21 protein-coding genes are annotated in these 18,253 nt (G+C 64.6%); 11 read left to right on the top strand and 10 right to left on the bottom strand.

Going from position 1 to position 18,253, the window contains the following annotated elements; genetic code table 11:
- The first annotated feature begins 41 nt into the window (after positions 1-41).
- Positions 42-575 (top strand): putative metalloprotease CJM1_0395 family protein, encoded by a 534-nt coding sequence (locus ETQ85_RS02245; protein ID WP_148577501.1) that lies wholly within the window; start codon positions 42-44, stop codon positions 573-575.
- Here the strand turns inward: ETQ85_RS02245 and ETQ85_RS02240 are convergent.
- Positions 566-1,267: a hypothetical protein gene (locus ETQ85_RS02240; protein WP_148577500.1), complete on the bottom strand. Its 702-nt coding sequence runs from the start codon at positions 1,265-1,267 to the stop codon at positions 566-568. The two genes, ETQ85_RS02245 and ETQ85_RS02240, sit on opposite strands and share 10 nt — an antisense overlap.
- A 117-nt stretch (positions 1,268-1,384) precedes the next feature.
- Here ETQ85_RS02240 and ETQ85_RS02235 point away from each other — a divergent pair, with 117 nt between their 5' ends.
- The 6 genes from ETQ85_RS02235 (at position 1,385) to ETQ85_RS02210 (ending at position 7,041) form a co-directional block, all read left to right on the top strand.
- The gene (locus tag ETQ85_RS02235) at positions 1,385-1,930 is read left to right on the top strand and encodes an NUDIX domain-containing protein (protein WP_148577499.1); all 546 of its coding nucleotides are present in this window, start codon (positions 1,385-1,387) and stop codon (positions 1,928-1,930) included.
- Between the two features lie 143 nt (positions 1,931-2,073).
- On the top strand, positions 2,074-2,967 hold the full coding sequence (locus ETQ85_RS02230; RefSeq protein ID WP_222862030.1) for a DUF6502 family protein: 894 nt from the start codon (positions 2,074-2,076) through the stop codon (positions 2,965-2,967).
- Positions 2,964-4,169, top strand: coding sequence for a DUF5666 domain-containing protein (locus tag ETQ85_RS02225; protein ID WP_148577498.1), 1,206 nt, complete (start codon positions 2,964-2,966; stop codon positions 4,167-4,169). The genes ETQ85_RS02230 and ETQ85_RS02225 overlap by 4 nt, the downstream gene beginning before the upstream one ends.
- Before the next feature lie 47 nt (positions 4,170-4,216).
- Positions 4,217-4,603, top strand: coding sequence for a c-type cytochrome (locus ETQ85_RS02220; protein WP_222862029.1), 387 nt, complete (start codon positions 4,217-4,219; stop codon positions 4,601-4,603).
- 26 nt (positions 4,604-4,629) lie between these two features.
- Positions 4,630-5,886: an NAD(P)/FAD-dependent oxidoreductase gene (locus ETQ85_RS02215; protein WP_148577497.1), complete on the top strand. Its 1,257-nt coding sequence runs from the start codon at positions 4,630-4,632 to the stop codon at positions 5,884-5,886.
- A gap of 54 nt (positions 5,887-5,940) precedes the next feature.
- Positions 5,941-7,041 (top strand): PEP-CTERM sorting domain-containing protein, encoded by a 1,101-nt coding sequence (locus tag ETQ85_RS02210; protein WP_148577496.1) that lies wholly within the window; start codon positions 5,941-5,943, stop codon positions 7,039-7,041.
- Here ETQ85_RS02210 and ETQ85_RS02205 read toward each other — a convergent pair.
- The 7 genes from ETQ85_RS02205 to ETQ85_RS02175 all read right to left on the bottom strand — a co-directional run bounded on the left by ETQ85_RS02205 (position 6,997) and on the right by ETQ85_RS02175 (position 12,615).
- Positions 6,997-7,680 (bottom strand): ceramidase, encoded by a 684-nt coding sequence (locus ETQ85_RS02205; RefSeq protein WP_148577495.1) that lies wholly within the window; start codon positions 7,678-7,680, stop codon positions 6,997-6,999. The genes ETQ85_RS02210 and ETQ85_RS02205 overlap by 45 nt on opposite strands.
- Complete coding sequence (locus ETQ85_RS02200; protein WP_148577494.1) at positions 7,677-8,918, bottom strand: multidrug effflux MFS transporter; 1,242 nt, start codon at positions 8,916-8,918, stop codon at positions 7,677-7,679. The genes ETQ85_RS02205 and ETQ85_RS02200 overlap by 4 nt, the downstream gene beginning before the upstream one ends.
- A 29-nt stretch (positions 8,919-8,947) precedes the next feature.
- Positions 8,948-9,343 carry a hypothetical protein gene (locus tag ETQ85_RS02195; protein ID WP_246128590.1) on the bottom strand — a complete coding sequence of 132 codons (396 nt, stop codon included), beginning with the start codon at positions 9,341-9,343 and terminating at the stop codon, positions 8,948-8,950.
- 19 nt (positions 9,344-9,362) lie between these two features.
- Entirely contained in the window at positions 9,363-10,862 is a 1,500-nt protein-coding gene (locus ETQ85_RS02190) for a YifB family Mg chelatase-like AAA ATPase (RefSeq protein WP_148577493.1), read from the bottom strand.
- Positions 10,863-10,960: 98 nt separating this feature from the next.
- On the bottom strand, positions 10,961-11,656 hold the full coding sequence (locus ETQ85_RS02185; RefSeq protein WP_148577492.1) for a hypothetical protein: 696 nt from the start codon (positions 11,654-11,656) through the stop codon (positions 10,961-10,963).
- A 65-nt stretch (positions 11,657-11,721) separates the two neighbouring features.
- Positions 11,722-12,282 (bottom strand): YceI family protein, encoded by a 561-nt coding sequence (locus ETQ85_RS02180; RefSeq protein WP_148577491.1) that lies wholly within the window; start codon positions 12,280-12,282, stop codon positions 11,722-11,724.
- Positions 12,283-12,354: 72 nt separating this feature from the next.
- Positions 12,355-12,615 (bottom strand): accessory factor UbiK family protein, encoded by a 261-nt coding sequence (locus ETQ85_RS02175; RefSeq protein WP_148577490.1) that lies wholly within the window; start codon positions 12,613-12,615, stop codon positions 12,355-12,357.
- A gap of 262 nt (positions 12,616-12,877) precedes the next feature.
- Here ETQ85_RS02175 and ETQ85_RS02170 point away from each other — a divergent pair, with 262 nt between their 5' ends.
- From ETQ85_RS02170 to ETQ85_RS27230, 4 genes are all read left to right on the top strand, one after another.
- Positions 12,878-13,624 (top strand): TorF family putative porin, encoded by a 747-nt coding sequence (locus ETQ85_RS02170; RefSeq protein ID WP_148577489.1) that lies wholly within the window; start codon positions 12,878-12,880, stop codon positions 13,622-13,624.
- Between the two features lie 53 nt (positions 13,625-13,677).
- A complete protein-coding gene (glnK, locus tag ETQ85_RS02165) occupies positions 13,678-14,016 on the top strand; it encodes a P-II family nitrogen regulator (protein WP_148577488.1) in 339 nt (112 codons plus the stop codon).
- Between the two features lie 15 nt (positions 14,017-14,031).
- Entirely contained in the window at positions 14,032-15,561 is a 1,530-nt protein-coding gene (gene amt / locus ETQ85_RS02160; RefSeq protein ID WP_148577487.1) for an ammonium transporter, read from the top strand.
- Positions 15,562-15,644: 83 nt separating this feature from the next.
- On the top strand, positions 15,645-15,779 hold the full coding sequence (locus ETQ85_RS27230; protein WP_281283065.1) for a hypothetical protein: 135 nt from the start codon (positions 15,645-15,647) through the stop codon (positions 15,777-15,779).
- Between the two features lie 290 nt (positions 15,780-16,069).
- Here the strand turns inward: ETQ85_RS27230 and ETQ85_RS02155 are convergent, their stop codons facing one another.
- The gene (locus ETQ85_RS02155) at positions 16,070-16,876 is read right to left on the bottom strand and encodes a PEP-CTERM sorting domain-containing protein (RefSeq protein ID WP_148577486.1); all 807 of its coding nucleotides are present in this window, start codon (positions 16,874-16,876) and stop codon (positions 16,070-16,072) included.
- A gap of 501 nt (positions 16,877-17,377) precedes the next feature.
- Positions 17,378-18,253, bottom strand: coding sequence for a formyltetrahydrofolate deformylase (purU, locus tag ETQ85_RS02150; protein WP_148577485.1), 876 nt, complete (start codon positions 18,251-18,253; stop codon positions 17,378-17,380).

Raw genomic sequence — 18,253 nt, 5'->3', positions numbered from 1 at the left:
TCGGCGTCTAGTCTGGAAAGGTAGCCAGAAGGGTTCGCCGCATGTCCGTTTCCTCCGTCTCCTCGTCCGCTGCTTACAGCGTCAGCCCGGCGTCGCCCAGACGCCCGGGGGCGGCTGGTCAGGATGCGGCGCTCAGCGAGGCCGATCAGCGGGCGATCACCGAGCTAAAAAAGCGCGATCGCGAGGTGCGTGCCCATGAGCTGGCCCACGTGGCGGCCGGCGCCGGCCTCGTCACCCACGGGGCGAGTTACAGCTACGAGACCGGCCCGGACGGCCAGCGCTACGCGGTCGGCGGCGAAGTCGGAATCGACGTGTCGAAGGCCCGCACGCCGGAAGAAACCATCGCCAAGGCCCAGCAGATCCAGGCCGCCGCCCTGGCACCGGCCGACCCTTCCGGCCCGGATCGCCAGATCGCCGCCCGCGCCGGACAGATGGCGATGGAGGCGCGCATGGAGATGGCCTCCCAGACCTCGTCCGGGGACGCGCAGGCGGGCAAGGTCGATTCCGCCTACCGCGGGGTGGCCCAGGCCGACGGCGCGCCGGATGCGGGCAATCAGGTCAATACCTACGCCTGAAGCGGGTTCTCGGCCCACTCCACCAGTTGCCAGCGCTTCCGGGTGATCTGCCACGGGGCGTAGCGACATGCGCCGCTGCCGCTCAGGCGGAAGGTTTCGTGATCCACCACCGTGATGTGCCGTCCCGTCCAGAAGCGCGCCAGGGTGGCGTCGAGGCTTTCCGGCGATGTCACCGTGCAGCCGTCGATCCGGCTGGGTCGCGCGTCGGTGGAAATCACGTCGTGGTAGCTCGCCCAGGCGTGGCTGGTGAGGTGGCGGGAGAGCAGCGCTGCCCAGCTGTCCACCGGGGCGGAAACCTGGCCGAGGACGTTGGAGAACAGGATTGTCGCGTGTGGGTAGCGTTCGGCCAGACGGGCGAGGCCGTCTGGCGTGCTCAGGCAGTCGAGCCGGTCGAAGCGCAGCCGGGCGGCATCCGGTCGGCGGGCCAGCAGCCAGCGGGCGAGGGGGTCGGGCTCCAGCGCGACGACCGATTCAAAGCGGGCCAGAAATCCCGCCGGCAGCGCGTAGCCGGCGTTGGGGCCGATGATTACCAGTTCGCGTCGGTCGGCTTGCCAGTCTGCCAGCCAGGTGGCGACTTGGGCGTGGAACGGCGCCCACAGGCCGTGCCGGTGGCGTGCGGCGCGCAGGTGATAGACGAGCCCGCCGCTCGGGTCGAACAGGTGATCGCGCAGGACGGGGCGGGATGCGGGCACGGGATGGGGCTGTGGTGAGGGACGGGTCGATTATGCCGGAGACGCTGGCTTTTTCCGGCCCGCGGGTGTCATGCTTCGCCCTTTGAAATCCGGCATGGCCGCGAGTTGGAGAGTGGAATGAAAGACCCTTTGCACGAAGAACAGGAATCCTCCGAAGTGGTGTTCGACGGCCGCCTGCTGAAGGTTTTTCGCGATGGGGTGCGCTTGCCGGACGGCAGCGCCGGCGTGCGCGAGTACGTGAAGCACCCGGGTGCGGTGGTGGTGATTCCGGTGTGCGAGGACGGCCTGCTGATTTTCGAGCGCCAGTTTCGCTACCCGCTGGGGCGGGCCTTTCTCGAGTTGCCGGCCGGCAAGATCGACGCCGGGGAAGACATTCTGGCCTGCGCCCGGCGTGAGTTGCAGGAGGAAACCGGCTACGAGGGGGAGCACTGGCGCCACCTCGGGGTGATGCATCCGTGCATCGGCTACTCTGACGAGCGCATCGAGATTTTCCTCGCCACCGGCCTGACTCACGTGGGTCACGCGCTCGACGAGGGCGAGTTCCTGGAGATTGTCCACATGTCGCTGGCCGAGGCGCGGGCGGCGGTGTTCGACGGGCGCATCACCGATGCGAAGACGATTACCGCCTTGTTCTGGGCCGAGCGGGAGCTGGCCGTCGGTTAGGGCTTGGCGCGGGTTTCTGTCTCGACGGGGCGCTTCGGCGCCCCGTTTGTTTCCGAGCTACATAAGAAAATAGTGAAATTCACTTGAAATGTGCAATTTGCACATTTAGAATCCGGAGCAGTTATGTTGCTTAAGCTTATTTCATGAGCGCGCATCCCGAAGGTCAGGCCACGCCTGGCGGGAGCGAACCCGTGCCGGTCGATCCGGCGCTGGGGGACGCCATGCGTGCCTTGCTGGGGCCGATTGCCAGACTGGCTCTGGCGCAGGGGGTGTCGTTCGCGGCACTGGAGGAAATGATGAAGGAGGCGTTCGTGGACGAAGCGGTCAAGGCCCAGCCGGCGCAGGCGCCCTCGCGCCTGGTCAGTCGCATCAGCGTGGCTACCGGGCTCAACCGGCGCGAGGTGACCCGCCTGACCCGCCAGCAGCGGGCGATTCGGGCCGTGCGTGCGTCGCCGGCCACCGAGGTGTTCACCCGCTGGATGACCGATCCGCAGTGGTGCGAGGGGGCCGGTGAGCCGAAACCCTTGCCCCGGGTGGCGCCGGCGGACGGCGCGCCGAGCTTCGAAAGCCTGGCTCACGCGGTGACCCGCGACGTCCATCCCCGCAGCCTGCTCGATGAGTTGTGCCGGCTCGGCATCGCCCAGCTCGACGACACCACCGACACGGTCCGGCTGGTGCGCAATGCCTTCGTGCCGAGCGATGCCCAGGGGCCGATGCTGGGTTTTCTCGGCGACAACGTGGGCGACCATCTGATGGCCGCCGTCAGCAATGTGCTGGCCCAGGAACCCCCGCATTTCGAGCAGGCCGTGTTTGCCGACGAACTGTCGGCCGAGTCCCTGGTGGCGATCCGCAGCTTTGTGCTCGGCCAGTGGAAATCCCTGATGCACGGCGCCGTTCCGCTGCTCGAAGGTCTCATCGAGGACGACCGGCAGCAAGGCCGCCGGCAGGATCAGCGCATCCGCATCGGCCTGTACAGCTACGCGGCAGACGCCGCCCTCCCTTCCTCAGCCCCCGACCAAGTGGAGTCGAAAACGTGAAACCTGCCTTTTTGGGTGCCCTGCGGCGCCCCTTGTCCGGCTGGTCTGCCGGGATTGTTCTGGCGTTGCTGCTGGCTGCCTGTGGCGGTGGAGGCGGGGCTGGCGATCAGGCCGGTGTGGGCACCGGTGGTACCGGCACCATTTCGAGCACGGTGACCGTGGGGCCGATTTCCGGTTTCGGTTCGGTGATCATCGCCGGCGTTCGCTACGACGACACCACTGCCACCGTGACCGACGAGGACGGCAACGCCCGCAGTCGCACTGATCTCAAGCTGGGCATGCTCACGGCGATCACCGGTAGCGCCGATTTCGTGGCCGGCACCGGCGTGGCGACGGGCATCCGCTACGGCAGCGAGATCGTGGGCCCGGTGACGGCCGTGGATGTCGGCGCCGGCACATTCCGTGTGCTGGGTGTCAGCGTCAGCGTCAAGCCGGCCACTGTTTTCGATGACCGGTTGGCCGGGCTGTCGGCCCTGCGGGTCGGTGACCGCGTCGAGGTGTATGGCCTCTACAACGCGGCGGCCGGTGGCTACACGGCCACCCGTATCGAGCCGCAAGCCCTGGCGACCCGCTTCAAGCTGCGCGGTGCGGTCGAGGCGCTGGATGTCAGCAACCGGCGCTTCACCCTGGCTGGGGCGCTTATCGACTACACCGGTGTTCCGGCTGCGCAGTTGCCGACCCTCGCCAACGGGATGATCGTCCGTGCCTCGGCGACCCGCCTGCCCGCCGCGGGCGTGTGGGCAGTGGATTCCCTTGGTGCGGCCCCGCGGGCGGTGCTGGCTGACGGAGAGGCCAAGATCGAGGGCGACATTGCGGCATTCGTGTCAGCCACGTCCTTTGTGGTGGACGGGGTGACGGTGGATGCCACCGGCGCCAGCGTCGCCGGCACCCTCGGGGTCGGCATGCGGGTCGAGGTGGAAGGCACGGTACGCAACGGCGTGCTGCTGGCCAAGGAGATCGAGGCCAGCGATGAGGATGCCGAGGACCGCGAGGAGTTCGAGATTACCGCGCTGATCACGGGCTTCGATGCCGCCACCCAGCGCTTCAGCCTGCGCGGCCAGTTGATCGACGCGAGCGGGGCGGTGAGTTTCGAGAACGGCACCCGGGCCACGCTGGCCAACGGGCGGAAGGTCGAGCTGAAGGGCTACTTCGATGCAGGCGCCGGGGCGGTGTTCGCCACGAAGATCCACTTCGAGGACTGACGGGTTTTGATGCGTTCGCCACCGCGGGCGCCAAAAGGAGGAGGGACATGATGAAGTCACACCGGAAATACCTGGCAGGTGCCGGCGCGCTGGCCTTGCTGCTGGCCGCTGCGGCAGCCGATGCAGCGCCACCGGCGGGCCGCTTGCTGGCCGCCCAGTGCGCCCAGTGCCACGGCACCAACGGGCAGGCGGTCGGCGGCATGGAGAAACTGGCCGGGGAAAGTGAAAGCGAGATCTACGGCGAGCTGATCAAGATGAAGGCCAACATCAAGCCCAACGAGATCATGCATCGCCAGGCCGCCGGCTACACCGATGCGCAGATCCGCCTGATGGCCCGCTATTACGCCACCGGAGGCAAGACGACCGCGACTGGCACCCCGACGCCCTCCTCGAACACTGGCGATTCACGCCGCCGCAAGTCGCACGACGACTGAGCGAACCGAATCCGAAGGGATAAACCATGTTTTCGCACAATCGTCGCAAACTCCTTCAGGCCTCCGGTGTGCTGCTCGCCGCCGGTGCCTTTCCCCTGTCTCTGCGTGCCCAGCTTGCCGCCCCTCGCGTGGTGGTGATCGGCGGCGGCTTTGCCGGCGCCACACTCGCCAAATATGTCCGGATGTGGAATCCGAAGATCCAGGTCACCCTGATCGAGCCCAATCCGACCCACGTCTCGTGCATCCTCAGCAACCTGGTGATGACCGGCGCCATGGCGATGACCGACATCACCATCCGCTACGACAACCTGCGCACCAAGTACGGCGTGACCATCGTTGCCGACCGGGCCATCGGCATCGATCCGGTCAACCGCAAGGTCAGCACCCAGAACGGCACCGTGATTCCCTACGATAAGCTGGTTCTCGCCCCGGGCATCGATTTCGACGCCATTCCGGGCCTTGATCCGGCGGTCGTCCCGCATGCCTGGCAGGCCGGCCCCCAAACGCTGGCGCTGAAGGGCCTGGTCCAGTCGGTGCCCGCTGGCGGCACCTTCCTGATGTCGATTCCCAAGGCGCCGTACCGCTGCCCGCCGGGCCCTTACGAGCGGGCCTGTCTGGTCGCCGACACCCTGCTGCGCAACCGCCGCGCCGGCAAGGTGATCGTGCTCGATGCCAATACCGACGTGGTTGCCGAGCCGCATACCTTCCACACCGCCTTCCAGACCACCTACGCCAGCGTGATCGAGTATCACCCGAGCACCACCGTGGATTCGGTGGATTGGGCCAACAAGACCATCAACACCAACTGGGGCCCGATCCGTGTGGACGCGGCCAATATCATCCCGGGCCAGCGGGCCGGCAAGGTGGTTGCCAGTGCGGGCCTGCTGGGCCGCGATCCGGCTACCCGCTGGGCCTCGGTCAACCCGCTCAACTACGAGTCCACGCTGGTGCCCAACGTGCACGTGATCGGTGACTCTCAGGGTACTGGCCAGCCCAAGTCGGGCCACATGGCCAACTCGGAAGCCAAGGTCTGTGCCGATGCGCTCATCCGCTATTTCGCCGGGGAAGCGCCGGACCCGGCGCCGATGACCAATTCCGCCTGCTACAGCCCGATCACCGCTAAAACCGCCTCGTGGCTGACGGTTGTCTTTGGCTACGACGCCGCCACCGGCCTGATGAAGCCGGTGCCCAACACCCTTGCCGAAGCGCCGTCCCCGTCCAGCGAGCACTACAAGGACATGTTCGGCTGGGCCAAGAACCTGTTCGCCGACAGTTTCAGCTGATGCAGCAAGTCGGGGCGTCCGGGTGACGCCCTGGCCATCCACGAGGGAGGAAACATGAGCAGACACATCCTGCCGGGCCTTGGCCTGGTGATCGCCGCGGCTGTCATGCCGACGGCTGCAAGCGCGGGCATGCTCGGCAACTTCGATGTGATCAACGATACCGGCAAGACGGCCCATGGTTTCGAGATCAAGCTGGAAGGCCTGCACGCCAGTGACATCACCGACACTTTCGGCGGTGTCGGGCGCGGCTTTCCGAGTGGTCGCGGCTTTGATCCGTCGAACAGTGTGGTGCGCTACGGTGCGCCGACCATCTCCGAATATTCCAGCGGCGGCACCTTTGGCACCCGGGTTACTTACATGGGCCTGTTTGACGGGACCAGTTGGGATTACGGCACCCCGAGCGGCAGCTTCGTGACCCCCGGCGACAACTGCTGGTCGGGCGGTGGTGTGGGCTATTCGGCGGGCACCCCGTGTGACCACTTCGGCGTCGGGACGAGTGCCAATGCGCTCAAGACCACCTACAGCTGGCTGCTCGAGGCGGCGACGCCGGGTGTTCTGAGCAACGGCACGGTGAGTCTGCCGGCGCCGGCCTGGAACATCATTCCGGCTGCTCCGCCCGCCGCGGGCCAGCCGCCCGCGCCGCCGGTCGTGGTAGCGCAGATTGCCGCGCCGGCCCCGGAAGCCCAGGACCGGTTTGGCGAGGCGATCTGGGTAAAGGTGTTCACCACCGAGCTCGAAGACGCCATCGGCCTCGAGGAGCTGGTCGGCGACAACGCCAAGGTGAAGCAGGCGGAGACCGAGGTCGAGTGGCAACTGCTGCAAATTGATCCGGGCAACCCGAACTCCGGCCAGCTGGAAAGCGGCTACGGGGCGCCGGTCGGGCCCAATGCCGCGTCGATTCTTCGCCGTTACGAGTTCTTCAAATACGCCGGGATGTACGATCCGGAAAGCAACGAGGCCCTGGTCGGGAGCGATTCCAACCCGACGCCGGACGAGATCGGCACCTACCTGGGGGCGCAGAACGCGGCACTCAACCTGGATGTGGCCCAGATCATCGACCCGAATCCACCGGGCCAGGTGCCGGAGCCGGCCAGCCTCGCCCTAATGTTGTCAGGTTTGGGTGCTCTTGGTCTGACAGTTCGCCGCCGGCGCTGAGCCGGCCAGCAGGCCGCACATGCAGCAGTACAGCATGGCGGCGTTTACCAGGTGCCAGCCCATATGGGTGCCCAGCGGCCAGGCCGCGCAGACGGCCTGGTCGATGGCCCGGCAGGTAATGCTGACAAGGAACAGGCCGCTGGCCCGCAGCAGCCACATGGCTGTGGCGGGCGCCCGTGGGCGGGCACGCCAGGCGCAGAACAGCAGCAGCGCAAAGGGTGGCAGGTAGATTTCCGAGCCGTTCAGGGGCAGTGCCGGCAAGGCCCGTGTGGCAAGCCCGAACAGCCCGGCGAGCAGCACAAAGCCGCCCAGCCCGCGCCAGGCGGCCGCTTCGTTCTTGCCGAGGATGCGCACCTGGAAGCGCTGAAAATAGGCGAGCACGAAGATTCCGATGAAGCCGATGTCGAGCACTGCCGCCCAGCGGGTGGCGACGGTGTGGAAGACCAGGCTGCCGAGCCCGACCGCCGCAATCAGGCCGATCAGCAGGCGTGTGTCCCGCGCTGGCTGGCGGCCGGCGCCTCGCCACAGCATGACGGCGACGGCGATGAAGGCCAGGTTGGTGAGGGCATTGACCGGCTCGGACCACAGTTCCGGGCCGGTGCGCTCGCAATAGATGTCGATGCTTTCGGCCCAGTTCATGGCAGCACTTCTTCCGGTTGCACGCGCGTGCGGTGATACAGCGCCCACCACAGGCCGAAGCAGGTGATGCCCAGCAGCAGGCAGGCGGTCATGCCGCCGGCCAGCCCTCCCACCGAGCCCCACAGGGCCGGCGCCACGAGTCCGGCGGCCACCGAGCTGACCAGCATCTGGAGGAAGCTCTGGCAGCTGGAGGCGATGCCCCGGTGGACGGGGAAATGCTCCAGGGCGAGGAGGGTCAGGCTGGGCATGGCGATGGCCATGCCGAAGTTGTAGAGCATTACCGGCAGCACCGACTGGGGCAGGCCGGGCGCCAGCAGGTAGCTCACCGCCAGGTTGATGGCCGCGGCGACCAGCATCACACCAAAGCCGATGCCGATGGTGCGCGCTTGCGACAGGCGGCCGGCAAGTCGCGCCGACAGGCCCGAGCCGGCCATCATGCCGAGTACGCCGGGGATGAAGAACCAGCCGAAACCGGTTTCCGGCAGACCGAGGTGCTGGATCAGGAAGACCGGCGCCGACAGCACGTAGATGAAGAAACCGTTGAAGTTGAGGCTCACCGCAAAGGTCAGCAGCAGGAAGCCCGGTGTCGTGAAGACGTGCTTGTAGCGTCGTGCCAGCGGGCCCGGGTGGAGCGGATGGCGGGCCTCCGGCGGATGGGTTTCGGGCAGCTTCCAGGCAGTCAGGGCCGCCAGCGCCAGGCCCAGCAGAGCCAGAAAGACGAAGATGGCGCGCCAGCCGAAAACGGTGAAAATCCAGCCGCCCAGAATTGGCGCGATGGCCGGGCCGACGGCAAAGGCCATGCTGACGTGGCTCATCAGGCGTTGGGCGCGCGCGCCGTCCATCAGGTCGCGTACTACCGCGCGCCCGATCACCATGCCGGCACCGGCGCTGATGCCCTGCAGGCCGCGCCCGATCAGCAGCATGTTGATGCTGTCGGCAAACACGCAGACGAGGGAAGCCAACATGAACAGCAGCATCGAGACGAGAATCACCCGCTTGCGCCCGTAGGCGTCGGAGATGGCGCCGTGCCACAGCACCATCACGCCCATCGGCAGCATGTAGGCGGTGAGGGTTTGCTGGACTTGGATCTGCGTGGCGTGGAGATCCGCGCCGATGGCGTGCAGGGCCGGCAGGTAGGTGTCGATCGAGAACGGACCGACGGTGGCGAGTGCTGCGAGGAGCGCCGCCAGCTGGACGTAAGGCATGGATTTATCCGGTGTCGGGGTGCCGTTCGACACCCCGGAGTGCTGCGGTGTTCGATGCGGGTTTATTCGACGCTGTGGATCTTGCTGACGTAATAGCCGGTTTCACCGAAGCAGGTGGACGGAATGCCCACGTGCTGCTCGTAGGAAAGGGCCACGCGCTTGCCCATCAAGATGTTGATTTCGGCCGCCACCTTGTCGTCACGGACGGTAAAGTGAAAGATCTCCGGCAGGCTGCCGGGGATGGCGACGATGGCCAGCTCCCCTTCCCAGGTCTTGCACAGCCAGCCCTTCTGGGAGAACTTCTGCACGTACCCGGCCCGTTCGCCAGTGGAATAGCTCCAGCTCAGCACCATGTAGGTGTAGGCGACGAAGAGGCCGCCGAGCAGGACGATGAAGCCGATGAACCATAAAAACCAGTTTTTGGCACGGGGCGTGCCGGTGGACAGGGTGGATGCCAATTGAAACTCCCGAGGAAGGTTAGACGAATTCGCTGAGGCCCCGGCGACTCTGAATCGCTTCAGCCACATGGGCTGCGCCGATAGTGTCGGCCTCGTTCATGTCGGCGATTGTACGCGCGACCTTCAGGATGCGATGGTAACCGCGGGCCGACAGGCCAAGCCGTTCGATGGCCGTGGCAAGCAGCTTGCTGCCGTTGGCGTCGGGGCCGCACCAGCGTTCGATTTCGGTGCCGGCGAGGCGGGCATTGGACTTGCCCTGCCGGTCCTGCTGGATCGCCCAGGTGCGGATGACCCGGTCGCGTACGCAGGCCGAGCGTTCGCCGGCCGTCGCCGACTGGAGTTGCGAGGCGGGCAGGGCCGGCACTTCAAGGAGCAGGTCGATGCGATCCAGCAGGGGGCCGGAGAGCTTGTTGCGGTAGCGGCTGATCTGGTCGGGCGTGCATCGGCAGCGCCCGTCCGGGTGACCATGAAAGCCGCACGGACACGGGTTCATCGCCGCGATGAGCTGGAAGCGGGCTGGAAATTCGGCTCGTCGTGCTGCGCGCGAGATGGTGATGTGACCGCTTTCGAGGGGTTCGCGCAGGGCTTCGAGGACGCGGCGATCGAACTCGGGCAGCTCGTCCAGAAACAGGACTCCATTGTGGGCCAGGCTGATTTCGCCGGGGCGCGGGGTGCTCCCGCCACCGACAAGCGCCGCCGTCGACGCAGAATGGTGGGGCGCCCGGATTGGCCGCAGTCCCCAGCGCTCGGGGCGAAAGCTGCCTTCGACAGAATGGACGGCGGCGCTCTCCAGCGCTTCGTCGTCGTCCATTGGCGGCAGCAGGCCGGGCAGGCGCTGGGCGAGCATGGACTTGCCGGTTCCGGGCGGGCCGTAGAGCAGCAGGGAGTGTTGTCCGCTGGCGGCGACTTCCAGGGCCCGGCGGGCGTGGGCCTGGCCCTTGACGTCGGCCATGTCGGGGTAGGTTGGCGGCGGGGCCAGCGGCTGACCGGAATAGGGGTCGAGGAGGGTGTGGGCGCACAGGTGGGCGACCACTGCCGGCAGGCTGGTGGCGGGAAGGATGGTGACGCCCTTGACCAGTGCGGCCTCGGCGGCATTGGCCGCGGGGAGAATCAGGATGCGGCCGCTGCTGGCGGCTTGCCGGGCCAGTGCCAGGGCGCCGCGCACCGGGCGCAATTCGCCGGTCAGGGACAGCTCGCCGGCAAATTCGTAGCGGTTCAGACCGTCGGCGGGAATCTGCCCGGACGCGGCAAGGATGCCGAGTGCTATCGGCAGATCGAAGCAGCCGCCTTCCTTTGGCAGGTCGGCCGGGGCCAGGTTGACCGTGATGCGCCGCTGCGGGAAATCGAACTGCCCGGTTTGCAGTGCGGCACGAACCCGGTCGCGGGCCTCGCGCACTTCGACATCCGGGAGCCCGACAAGGGTAAACGCGGGTAATCCGTTGGCAAGATGGACTTCGACAGTGACTTCCGGGGCGAGGAGGCCGACGAGGGCGCGGCTGGTCAGGACGGCCAGGCTCATGATGTTTTTGGCATGAAAATGCCAAGTGTATCTTTTAATGCTGATTTGCTATTGCCTGGCCGCCTGATTTTGTGGGCGAGGCCCGTTTCATCCTGTATTCAGAACAGGCTTTCGGGGGTCAGTCGTATTCCGAACGAAAGCCATCGGCTGCTCACGGGGCCGGTGAACTGCTGGCCGACGGTGGTATCGATCTGGACAAGATTGGGAATGATGGAGACGCGTCCGCCGATCTGCCAGTAGGGCTGGTTGCGGTGGTCTCCGAAGGTTTCCGCAATCAGCAGAAGCCGCGGGCTTGCCTGGAATTCACCGCCGACACCCCAGGTCATGTTGTTGTTGCCGCTGGCACGGTCTCTCAGCCACCCGACATTGGTATGCACAATAAGCCTGTCGCTATCGAATGAGAATGAAACGGGCACGTAAGCATAGGTGTTGCCGAGCAGGTTGGGGCCAGGACTGATCTTCGGATGATGAACAGTCCCGAGTCCCAGTCCGATGCCCCAGCCGTTCGTTTCCAGAGGGCGGAAGAGCGTTTTTGCCTGCAGTACGTAGTCATTCGTGCCCTGGGAGTTGTCGCTGCGTGCGTACCCGCCGCCTGCGGTGACTTCGAAGTTGCCAGTGGGGTTGCAGGCCGGCAGGGCCCACGTTTCATGGCTGTCCCGGTAGAGCCGGGCCCAGCTTTCAAGCTGGCAACTGCCGGCATTCGTGAGGCGTGCATCGTCGGTGACAAACGGTCGGGCTGCGACGGCGTGGAGAGAAAGGCTGCCCAGCAGGCAGGCTACAAAGAATCTTTTCATTCCGCGATTTTATGGTTGGCTTGTGAAAGCCCTGTTGCAGTCCGGCATGGCGCCATCTTTGCCGTTTATTCCTTGTAGGCCTCGACCGGAATGATCAGGCGCACTTCGTCGCTCACCGATGGAATGTACTTGGTCATCCCGAATTCCGAGCGCTTGAGGCGGGCAATGATGTCGGCGCCGCAGGTTTCGCGCTTGTTGAGCGGATGGGGCGCGCAATGGAAGCGGGTCAGGGTGAGGGTGACCGGCTTCGTCACGCCGAGGAGCGTCAGGCTGCCTTCGGCGGACACCGGCTTGTCGCCGTCAAAGCTCAGGCGCTCGGCCTTGAAGCTGATGGTGGGGAACTCGGCGGTGTTGAAGAAGCCCTCGCCGCGCATGTTGTCGTTCCACTTGGCGAAGCCCATGTCGATGGAGGCTGCGTCGATGCTTACGTCCACCGAGCCGGTGCGGGCCGCCACGTCGAGCACGATCTTGCCGCTGGTCTTGTTGAAGCGGCCGCGCTGGGTGGAAAAGCCCAGGTGGTCGGTCTCGAAGAGGGGAAAGGTGTGGTTGGCGTCGATGGTGTAATTGACCGGTGCCGCGAAGGCCGGGGTGGCAAGGGCGATGAGCAGGGCGAAGGCAGGTTTCACGGAAGGTCTCCAGTGCAGGAAATGACAGAGGGCGCCAAGGCGCCCTCGTTGTGGCAGCAAGCGGGAAGACTATCAGGCGTCTTCCGCTGGCGGAACGGCGGCTTGCTCTGCTTCCAGGCGTGCCACCCGGTGTTCCAGTTCGGCGAGCTTCTCGCGGGTGCGGGCGAGCACCTCACGTTGCACCTCGAATTCCTCGCGGGTCACCAGATCCAGTTTGGAGAAGCCGCTGGCGAGCAGTGCGCGGGCATTTTTCTCCAGATCCTTGGCAGGGCTGCTGGCAAGGAGTTCGGAGACTTTGGAACCAATTTCGTCGAGGATTTTGGGATTGGTCATGACAACGCTCCTCAGTAGAACGGGAAAAATAGGGGTCGATTCCAGTTTAGCACCGGACGCAGGCATGCACCGAAAGCGCCGACGCACCAATTGGGCGCCCTGTATTGGTGCGTGATACCAAAGTGGTGCATCCTCCCCCGTTGTGGCGCTGCGGCAATGCCCCTTCATCTACTGTAACTATTTGAAATCAAGTTGTTTTTAAAACTGGCATGTGGATTGCTAAATTGATTTCACCAACTTTGAACTCATGGAGATCCCCATCATGCGCAAGACCGTCATCGCCTCTGCCCTGATTGCTGCCAGCATCGTTCTGCCGACCATGGCCAACGCTGCGGATGCTGCACCGACCCCGGAGCACACCTTCACCAGCAACGTTACGCTGGCCTCCGAGTACATCTACCGCGGCATCGGCCAGACCAACCGCAAGCCTGCCGTGCAGGGTGGTGTTGACTACGCGCATTCCAGCGGTGTTTACCTCGGTGCCTGGGGCTCCAACGTCTCCTGGCTGAGCGATGGCAGCAGCACCGTCAGCAACAGCCTGGAAATGGACTTTTACGGCGGTTTCAAGAATGCCGTGGGTGATTTTGGCTACGACGTGGGTCTGCTGCAATACTTCTACCCGGGCTCCGGCTACGGCAACAACCCTAACACCCTGGAAGGCTACATCGGTGGCTCGTACAGCATCCTGAGCCTGAAGTACTCCCATGCTTTCAGCGACCTGTTCGGCTGGACCGACTCCAAGGGCTCCGGTTACCTCGACCTGAGCGCCACCTACGAACTGACCCCGGGCCTCAATCTGGTCGGTCATGTGGGCCGCCAGAAGGTCAAGGGCGACAACAGCGGCGCTTCCTACACCGACTACAAGCTGGGTGTGACCAAGGACTTCAGCGGCACCGTGGTGGGTCTGAGCTACATCACCACCAATGCCAGCCAGAACTATTACACCAATGCTTTCGGCAAGGATCTGGGCAAGGATCGCATTCAGCTGACCCTGACCCGCACGTTCTAATTCCCGTAATCGCGTGACGGCCTCGCGGGGCTGTCACGCTGAGGAGCCACACCATGAAACTCGTAACTGCCATCATCAAGCCCTTCAAACTCGACGAAGTGCGTGAGGCCTTGTCCGCCATCGGCGTCCAGGGAATTACCGTGACCGAGGTCAAGGGTTTCGGCCGGCAGAAGGGCCACACGGAGCTGTATCGCGGCGCGGAATACGTGGTCGACTTTCTGCCCAAGGTGAAGATCGAGGCTGCGGTGAAGACCGAGATCCTCGAGCAGGTCATTGAAGCCATTGAAAAGTCTGCCAGCACCGGCAAGATCGGTGACGGCAAGATCTTCGTGTTCGATCTCGAACAAGCCATCCGCATCCGTACCGGCGAATCCGGCGGCGATGCGCTGTAAGGGAGTCTTCATATCATGAAAAAACTCTTCGCAGCCCTGCTGGCCGCCGTGGCGGTCAGCTTTGCGGGCGGAGCGCTGGCCGACGACAAGCAGGATGTCGCCGTCACCGCTGCACCCGCTGTCACGGCCCCGGCTGACGCCAAGGTCGAGGTCAATCCTGTCGCGGCGCCTGCTGCCCTGCCGGTTGCTGCTGTCGAAGCCGCTCCGGCTGCTGAAGCTGCTGCTCCGGCTCCCGTTCCCAACAAGGGTGACAACGCCTGGCTGTTCATTGCCACCGCGCTGGTCATCATGATGGCGGTGCCCGGCCTGGCCCTGTTCTACGGCGGCCTCGTACGTGCCAAGAACATGCTGTCGGTGCTCCTGCAAGTGTTCGCGGTGTTCTCGCTGATCAGCGTTCTGTGGGTGCTCTACGGCTACTCCATCGCCTTCACCGAGGGCAGCGCCTTTTTTGGCAGCCTGGACAAGGTCCTGCTGAAGGGCATCACGCCGGATTCCGTGGCCGCCACCTTCTCCAAGGGCGTGGTGATTTCCGAGTTCATCTACGTGGCCTTCCAGGGCGCCTTTGCAGCAATCACCGTGGCCCTGATCCTCGGCGCCTTCGCCGAGCGGATCAAGTTCTCGGCCGTGCTGCTGTTCTCCGTGCTCTGGTTCACCTTCAGCTACCTGCCGATTGCGCACATGGTGTGGTACTGGGCGGGTCCGGACGGCTATGTTTCTGCTGATGCAGCCGACAAGCTCAACGCGACTGCCGGTTTCCTCTTCCAGAAGGGCGCGCTCGACTTCGCCGGTGGCACCGTGGTGCACATCAATGCCGCTGTAGCTGGCCTGGTGGGTGCCTTCATGGTGGGCAAGCGGATCGGTTTTGGCCGCGAGTCCTTCGCCCCGCACAGCCTGACCCTGACCATCGTCGGTGCTTCCCTGCTGTGGGTGGGCTGGTTTGGCTTCAACGCCGGTTCCGCCCTCGAAGCCAACGGCACTGCCGCCCTGGCCTTCGTGAATACCTGGGTTGCTACCGCTGCTGCTGCCATGTCCTGGCTGATCGCTGAATGGATCATCAAGGGCAAGCCCTCCGGTCTGGGCGCTGCATCCGGTGCGGTTGCCGGCATGGTGGCAATCACCCCTGCAGCCGGCTTCGTCGGCGTGGTCGGTGCGATCGTGATTGGCCTGCTGGCTGGCATGGTCTGCCTGTGGGGTGTGAATGGCCTGAAGCGTCTGCTCGGTGCCGATGACTCCCTCGACGTGTTTGGCGTGCATGGCGTCGGCGGCATCCTCGGTGCCATCCTCACCGGCGTGTTTGCCTCCCCGTCCCTGGGGGGCTCCGGCGTCTGGGATTACGTTGCCAACAAGGCTTCCGATACCTACTCCATCAGCGATCAGGTGATCGTTCAGCTGACCGCCGTTGGCACCACTGTTGTGTGGTCTGCCGTGGTCGCCTTCATCGCCTTCAAGCTGGTCGATATGTTCATTGGCCTGCGTGTGCCGGAAGATGAAGAACGGGAAGGTCTGGACATCACCTCCCACGGCGAATCGGCTTACCACAACTGATTGCGGTAGCTGTTCCTGCCAATAAAAACGGGCGCTTCGGCGCCCGTTTTTATTGGGTAAAGCGCCAAAGAAAAACCTGAAGCATGTCCTGGATCGTGGCCGACTTGATCCCGATCCTGTTCGTTGGCTGGGGTGACATGCATAACATCGTGTACACATCCTGCAATCCCTTGACGCTGCAAAAGCGCACCGCCAAAGCTATCCCGGAGTCAGCATGAGTTTGCCCAAGTGCCACCAGTGGTTCGTCCGAGTACACCTATGAAGACGGCGACAACTACGTTTGCCCCGAATATGACGCCGGGTCGGTCATCCACGCCGAGCCACTTTGGTTTTATCTGGATGCGATGAATATCCGGGTGCCACCGAATCGCCCGGGTGCGGCCGAGGTTCCGCTTCTCGAATTTTCCACCGCCACGTCGGGCTCGTCGCGCAGCGGTGCGCCAGCGGGGTGATCCAGAACGAAAAAACCGGCGCGAGGCCGGTTTTTCTTTTGTTGCGCAGCGGGCGATCAGGCGTGCTTGCGACGACGGGCGCCCAGCAGGCTGGCGACGCCCAGGCCGAGCAGGGCGAGGCTGGTGGGTTCCGGTACGGCGTTCCGGACGGAGTCGAAGTTGGCGATCAGGCTGACCTGGTTGGTGGACAGGCCGGTCCAGTAAGTGCTCGGGTCGGCGATCAGGGCCTGGCCCAGCGCGGTGGCGCTGGCCACCGAGGCGGTCGGATCGTAGGTGCTGGAGATGTCGTCCGGGCGCACCAGGATCGCAAAGTGGGCGACGGAGATCGACTGGCCGGCGGCGAGGTTCAGGGTGATGTAGTCGTTGTAGTCGTTCGGGGTGATGGCCGCCGAGGTGTTGGCCAGCGCCCAGGCGTTGTTGCCGTTGATGAGGGCCAGCACCGGATCGTAGGTTTGGCCGGACCAGTTTTCGTGGCTCACCTTGAGGAAGCCGGTGTTGGTCGTCACGGCTTCCCCGCCGTCGGAGCCGAGGTTGCCGTAGAAGCGGGTCTGGCCGGAGAGGGCGGCGTTGGTGCTGTTGGTAAAGGTGTCGACCCAGCGGTAGGTGTTGATGCCGGCAAGCAGCTGGACCTGGCGCTGGAGGGTCACGCCGGCGGGCAGCCCGAAGGGGTAGTAGCCGAAGCCGTCGAAGGCGTCGAAGCCGCCGTCCCCAACGTAGCCGAGGGACTGATCGGAGCCGGCATAGCTGCTGGCGCCGCCGTAGATGTCCGCGGTGGCGACAAAAGGAGCGGCGTTGGCGGACAGGGATGCGAGCCCGAGCAGGCCGGCGGCGATGGCGGAAAGGCTGAATTTCTTGGCGTTCATGTTTTTGCGTTCGGTCAGGAAGGTTGGAATCGACTGCTTGACAGGACTGCAGCAAAATATGTGCCATTTTGTTAAATCTGAAAAATTCCTTTTTCGACAAGGGTTTGAGTTTTGTTGCGAACCGATTTTTGCGAATTAGCAGAATTTTGTAAAAAACATCGACTCGGACGCGACGATGCGCCCGCGCCGAAAACAGCACCGATTCCGTCCGCGCATTGCGCCTGGCATCCGCCCGCCGCGATAAAAACCGCACACTGCACCATCGCGGAGGTGTGACGTATTTGGCAGTCGGATCGCCGGAAAAACGCCCCGCCTGGCTCCCCCCGAGGTGTGTGCCGGTGTGTCAGTGGCGGGTAGGTCACGGGCCATGAAAATGTCGGAATTTCTTACAGCGTCATATTTCACGGCGACTTTTTGGGCGGGCGGGCGTGGCCGCCCGTGGCGTGGACGTAAAAAACCGGCCTCGCTGGGCCGGTCCGGATGGCGCGTTGCTGACGTGGCCTAGCGGAACACCACCGTCTTGTTGCCATGCACCAGCACCCGGTCTTCCAGGTGATAGCGCAGGCCGCGTGCCAGTACGGCCTTTTCGATGTCCTTGCCGTAGCGCACCATGTCCTCGACCGAGTCCGAGTGATCGATGCGGATCACGTCCTGCTCGACGATCGGACCCTGGTCGAGTTCGGCGGTGACGTAGTGGCAGGTGGCACCGATCAGCTTGACGCCGCGTTCGTAGGCTTGGTGATAGGGCCGGGCGCCGACAAAGCTGGGCAGAAAGCTGTGGTGAATGTTGATGATCTTGCCCGGATGCGCCGCACACAGGTCTGGCGACAGGATCTGCATGTAGCGCGCCAGCACCATGGTGTCGCCGTGCACCTCTTCGAAGATGCGCTGCACTTCGGCATAGGCGCGGGCCTTGTTGTCGGGCGGGACGGGCACGTGATGGAAGGGAATGCCGTGCCACTCGACGAAGCCGCGGAAGGTGTCGTGGTTGGAGATCACGCAGGGGATCTCGATATCCAGCTCCTTCGACTGCCAGCGTGCCAGCAGGTCATAGAGGCAGTGTTCCTGCTTCGAGACCAGCACCACCACGCGCTTCTTGACCGCCGAGTCGGTGATCTTCCAGTCCATCTCCAGCTCGGCCCCGATGGGGGCGAAGCGCTCGCGGAACTCGGTGAGCATGAAGGGCAGCGAGTCGGCCTTGATCTCGATGCGCATGAAGTAGCGGCCGCGGTGCTCGGCGTCCACCGCCGGTTCGGCGTGGAGGGCGGTTTCGAGGATCCAGCCCTTGTGCTCGGCGATGAAACCGGACACCTTGGCGACGATGCCGGTCCGGTCCGGGCAGGACGCGGACAGGGTGAAGAAGCGTTCGCGGTGCAT

The organism is Zoogloea oleivorans (assembly GCF_008107625.1).
In the GTDB taxonomy this organism is placed as follows: Bacteria; Pseudomonadota; Gammaproteobacteria; order Burkholderiales; family Rhodocyclaceae; genus Zoogloea; species Zoogloea oleivorans.
This window is presented reverse-complemented; position numbering and strand designations above follow the sequence as displayed.

Coding starts and splice junctions, on each gene's coding strand:
- ETQ85_RS02245 (WP_148577501.1), top strand. CDS start 42: ATGTCCGTTTCCTCCGTCTCCTCGTCCGCTGCTTACAGCGTCAGCCCG.
- ETQ85_RS02235 (WP_148577499.1), top strand. CDS start 1,385: ATGAAAGACCCTTTGCACGAAGAACAGGAATCCTCCGAAGTGGTGTTC.
- ETQ85_RS02230 (WP_222862030.1), top strand. CDS start 2,074: ATGAGCGCGCATCCCGAAGGTCAGGCCACGCCTGGCGGGAGCGAACCC.
- ETQ85_RS02220 (WP_222862029.1), top strand. CDS start 4,217: ATGATGAAGTCACACCGGAAATACCTGGCAGGTGCCGGCGCGCTGGCC.
- ETQ85_RS02215 (WP_148577497.1), top strand. CDS start 4,630: ATGTTTTCGCACAATCGTCGCAAACTCCTTCAGGCCTCCGGTGTGCTG.
- ETQ85_RS02210 (WP_148577496.1), top strand. CDS start 5,941: ATGAGCAGACACATCCTGCCGGGCCTTGGCCTGGTGATCGCCGCGGCT.
- ETQ85_RS02205 (WP_148577495.1), bottom strand. CDS start 7,680: ATGAACTGGGCCGAAAGCATCGACATCTATTGCGAGCGCACCGGCCCG.
- ETQ85_RS02190 (WP_148577493.1), bottom strand. CDS start 10,862: ATGAGCCTGGCCGTCCTGACCAGCCGCGCCCTCGTCGGCCTCCTCGCC.
- ETQ85_RS02185 (WP_148577492.1), bottom strand. CDS start 11,656: ATGAAAAGATTCTTTGTAGCCTGCCTGCTGGGCAGCCTTTCTCTCCAC.
- ETQ85_RS02175 (WP_148577490.1), bottom strand. CDS start 12,615: ATGACCAATCCCAAAATCCTCGACGAAATTGGTTCCAAAGTCTCCGAA.
- ETQ85_RS02170 (WP_148577489.1), top strand. CDS start 12,878: ATGCGCAAGACCGTCATCGCCTCTGCCCTGATTGCTGCCAGCATCGTT.
- glnK (WP_148577488.1), top strand. CDS start 13,678: ATGAAACTCGTAACTGCCATCATCAAGCCCTTCAAACTCGACGAAGTG.
- amt (WP_148577487.1), top strand. CDS start 14,032: ATGAAAAAACTCTTCGCAGCCCTGCTGGCCGCCGTGGCGGTCAGCTTT.
- ETQ85_RS27230 (WP_281283065.1), top strand. CDS start 15,645: ATGTCCTGGATCGTGGCCGACTTGATCCCGATCCTGTTCGTTGGCTGG.
- ETQ85_RS02155 (WP_148577486.1), bottom strand. CDS start 16,876: ATGAACGCCAAGAAATTCAGCCTTTCCGCCATCGCCGCCGGCCTGCTC.
- purU (WP_148577485.1), bottom strand. CDS start 18,253: ATGCACCGCGAACGCTTCTTCACCCTGTCCGCGTCCTGCCCGGACCGG.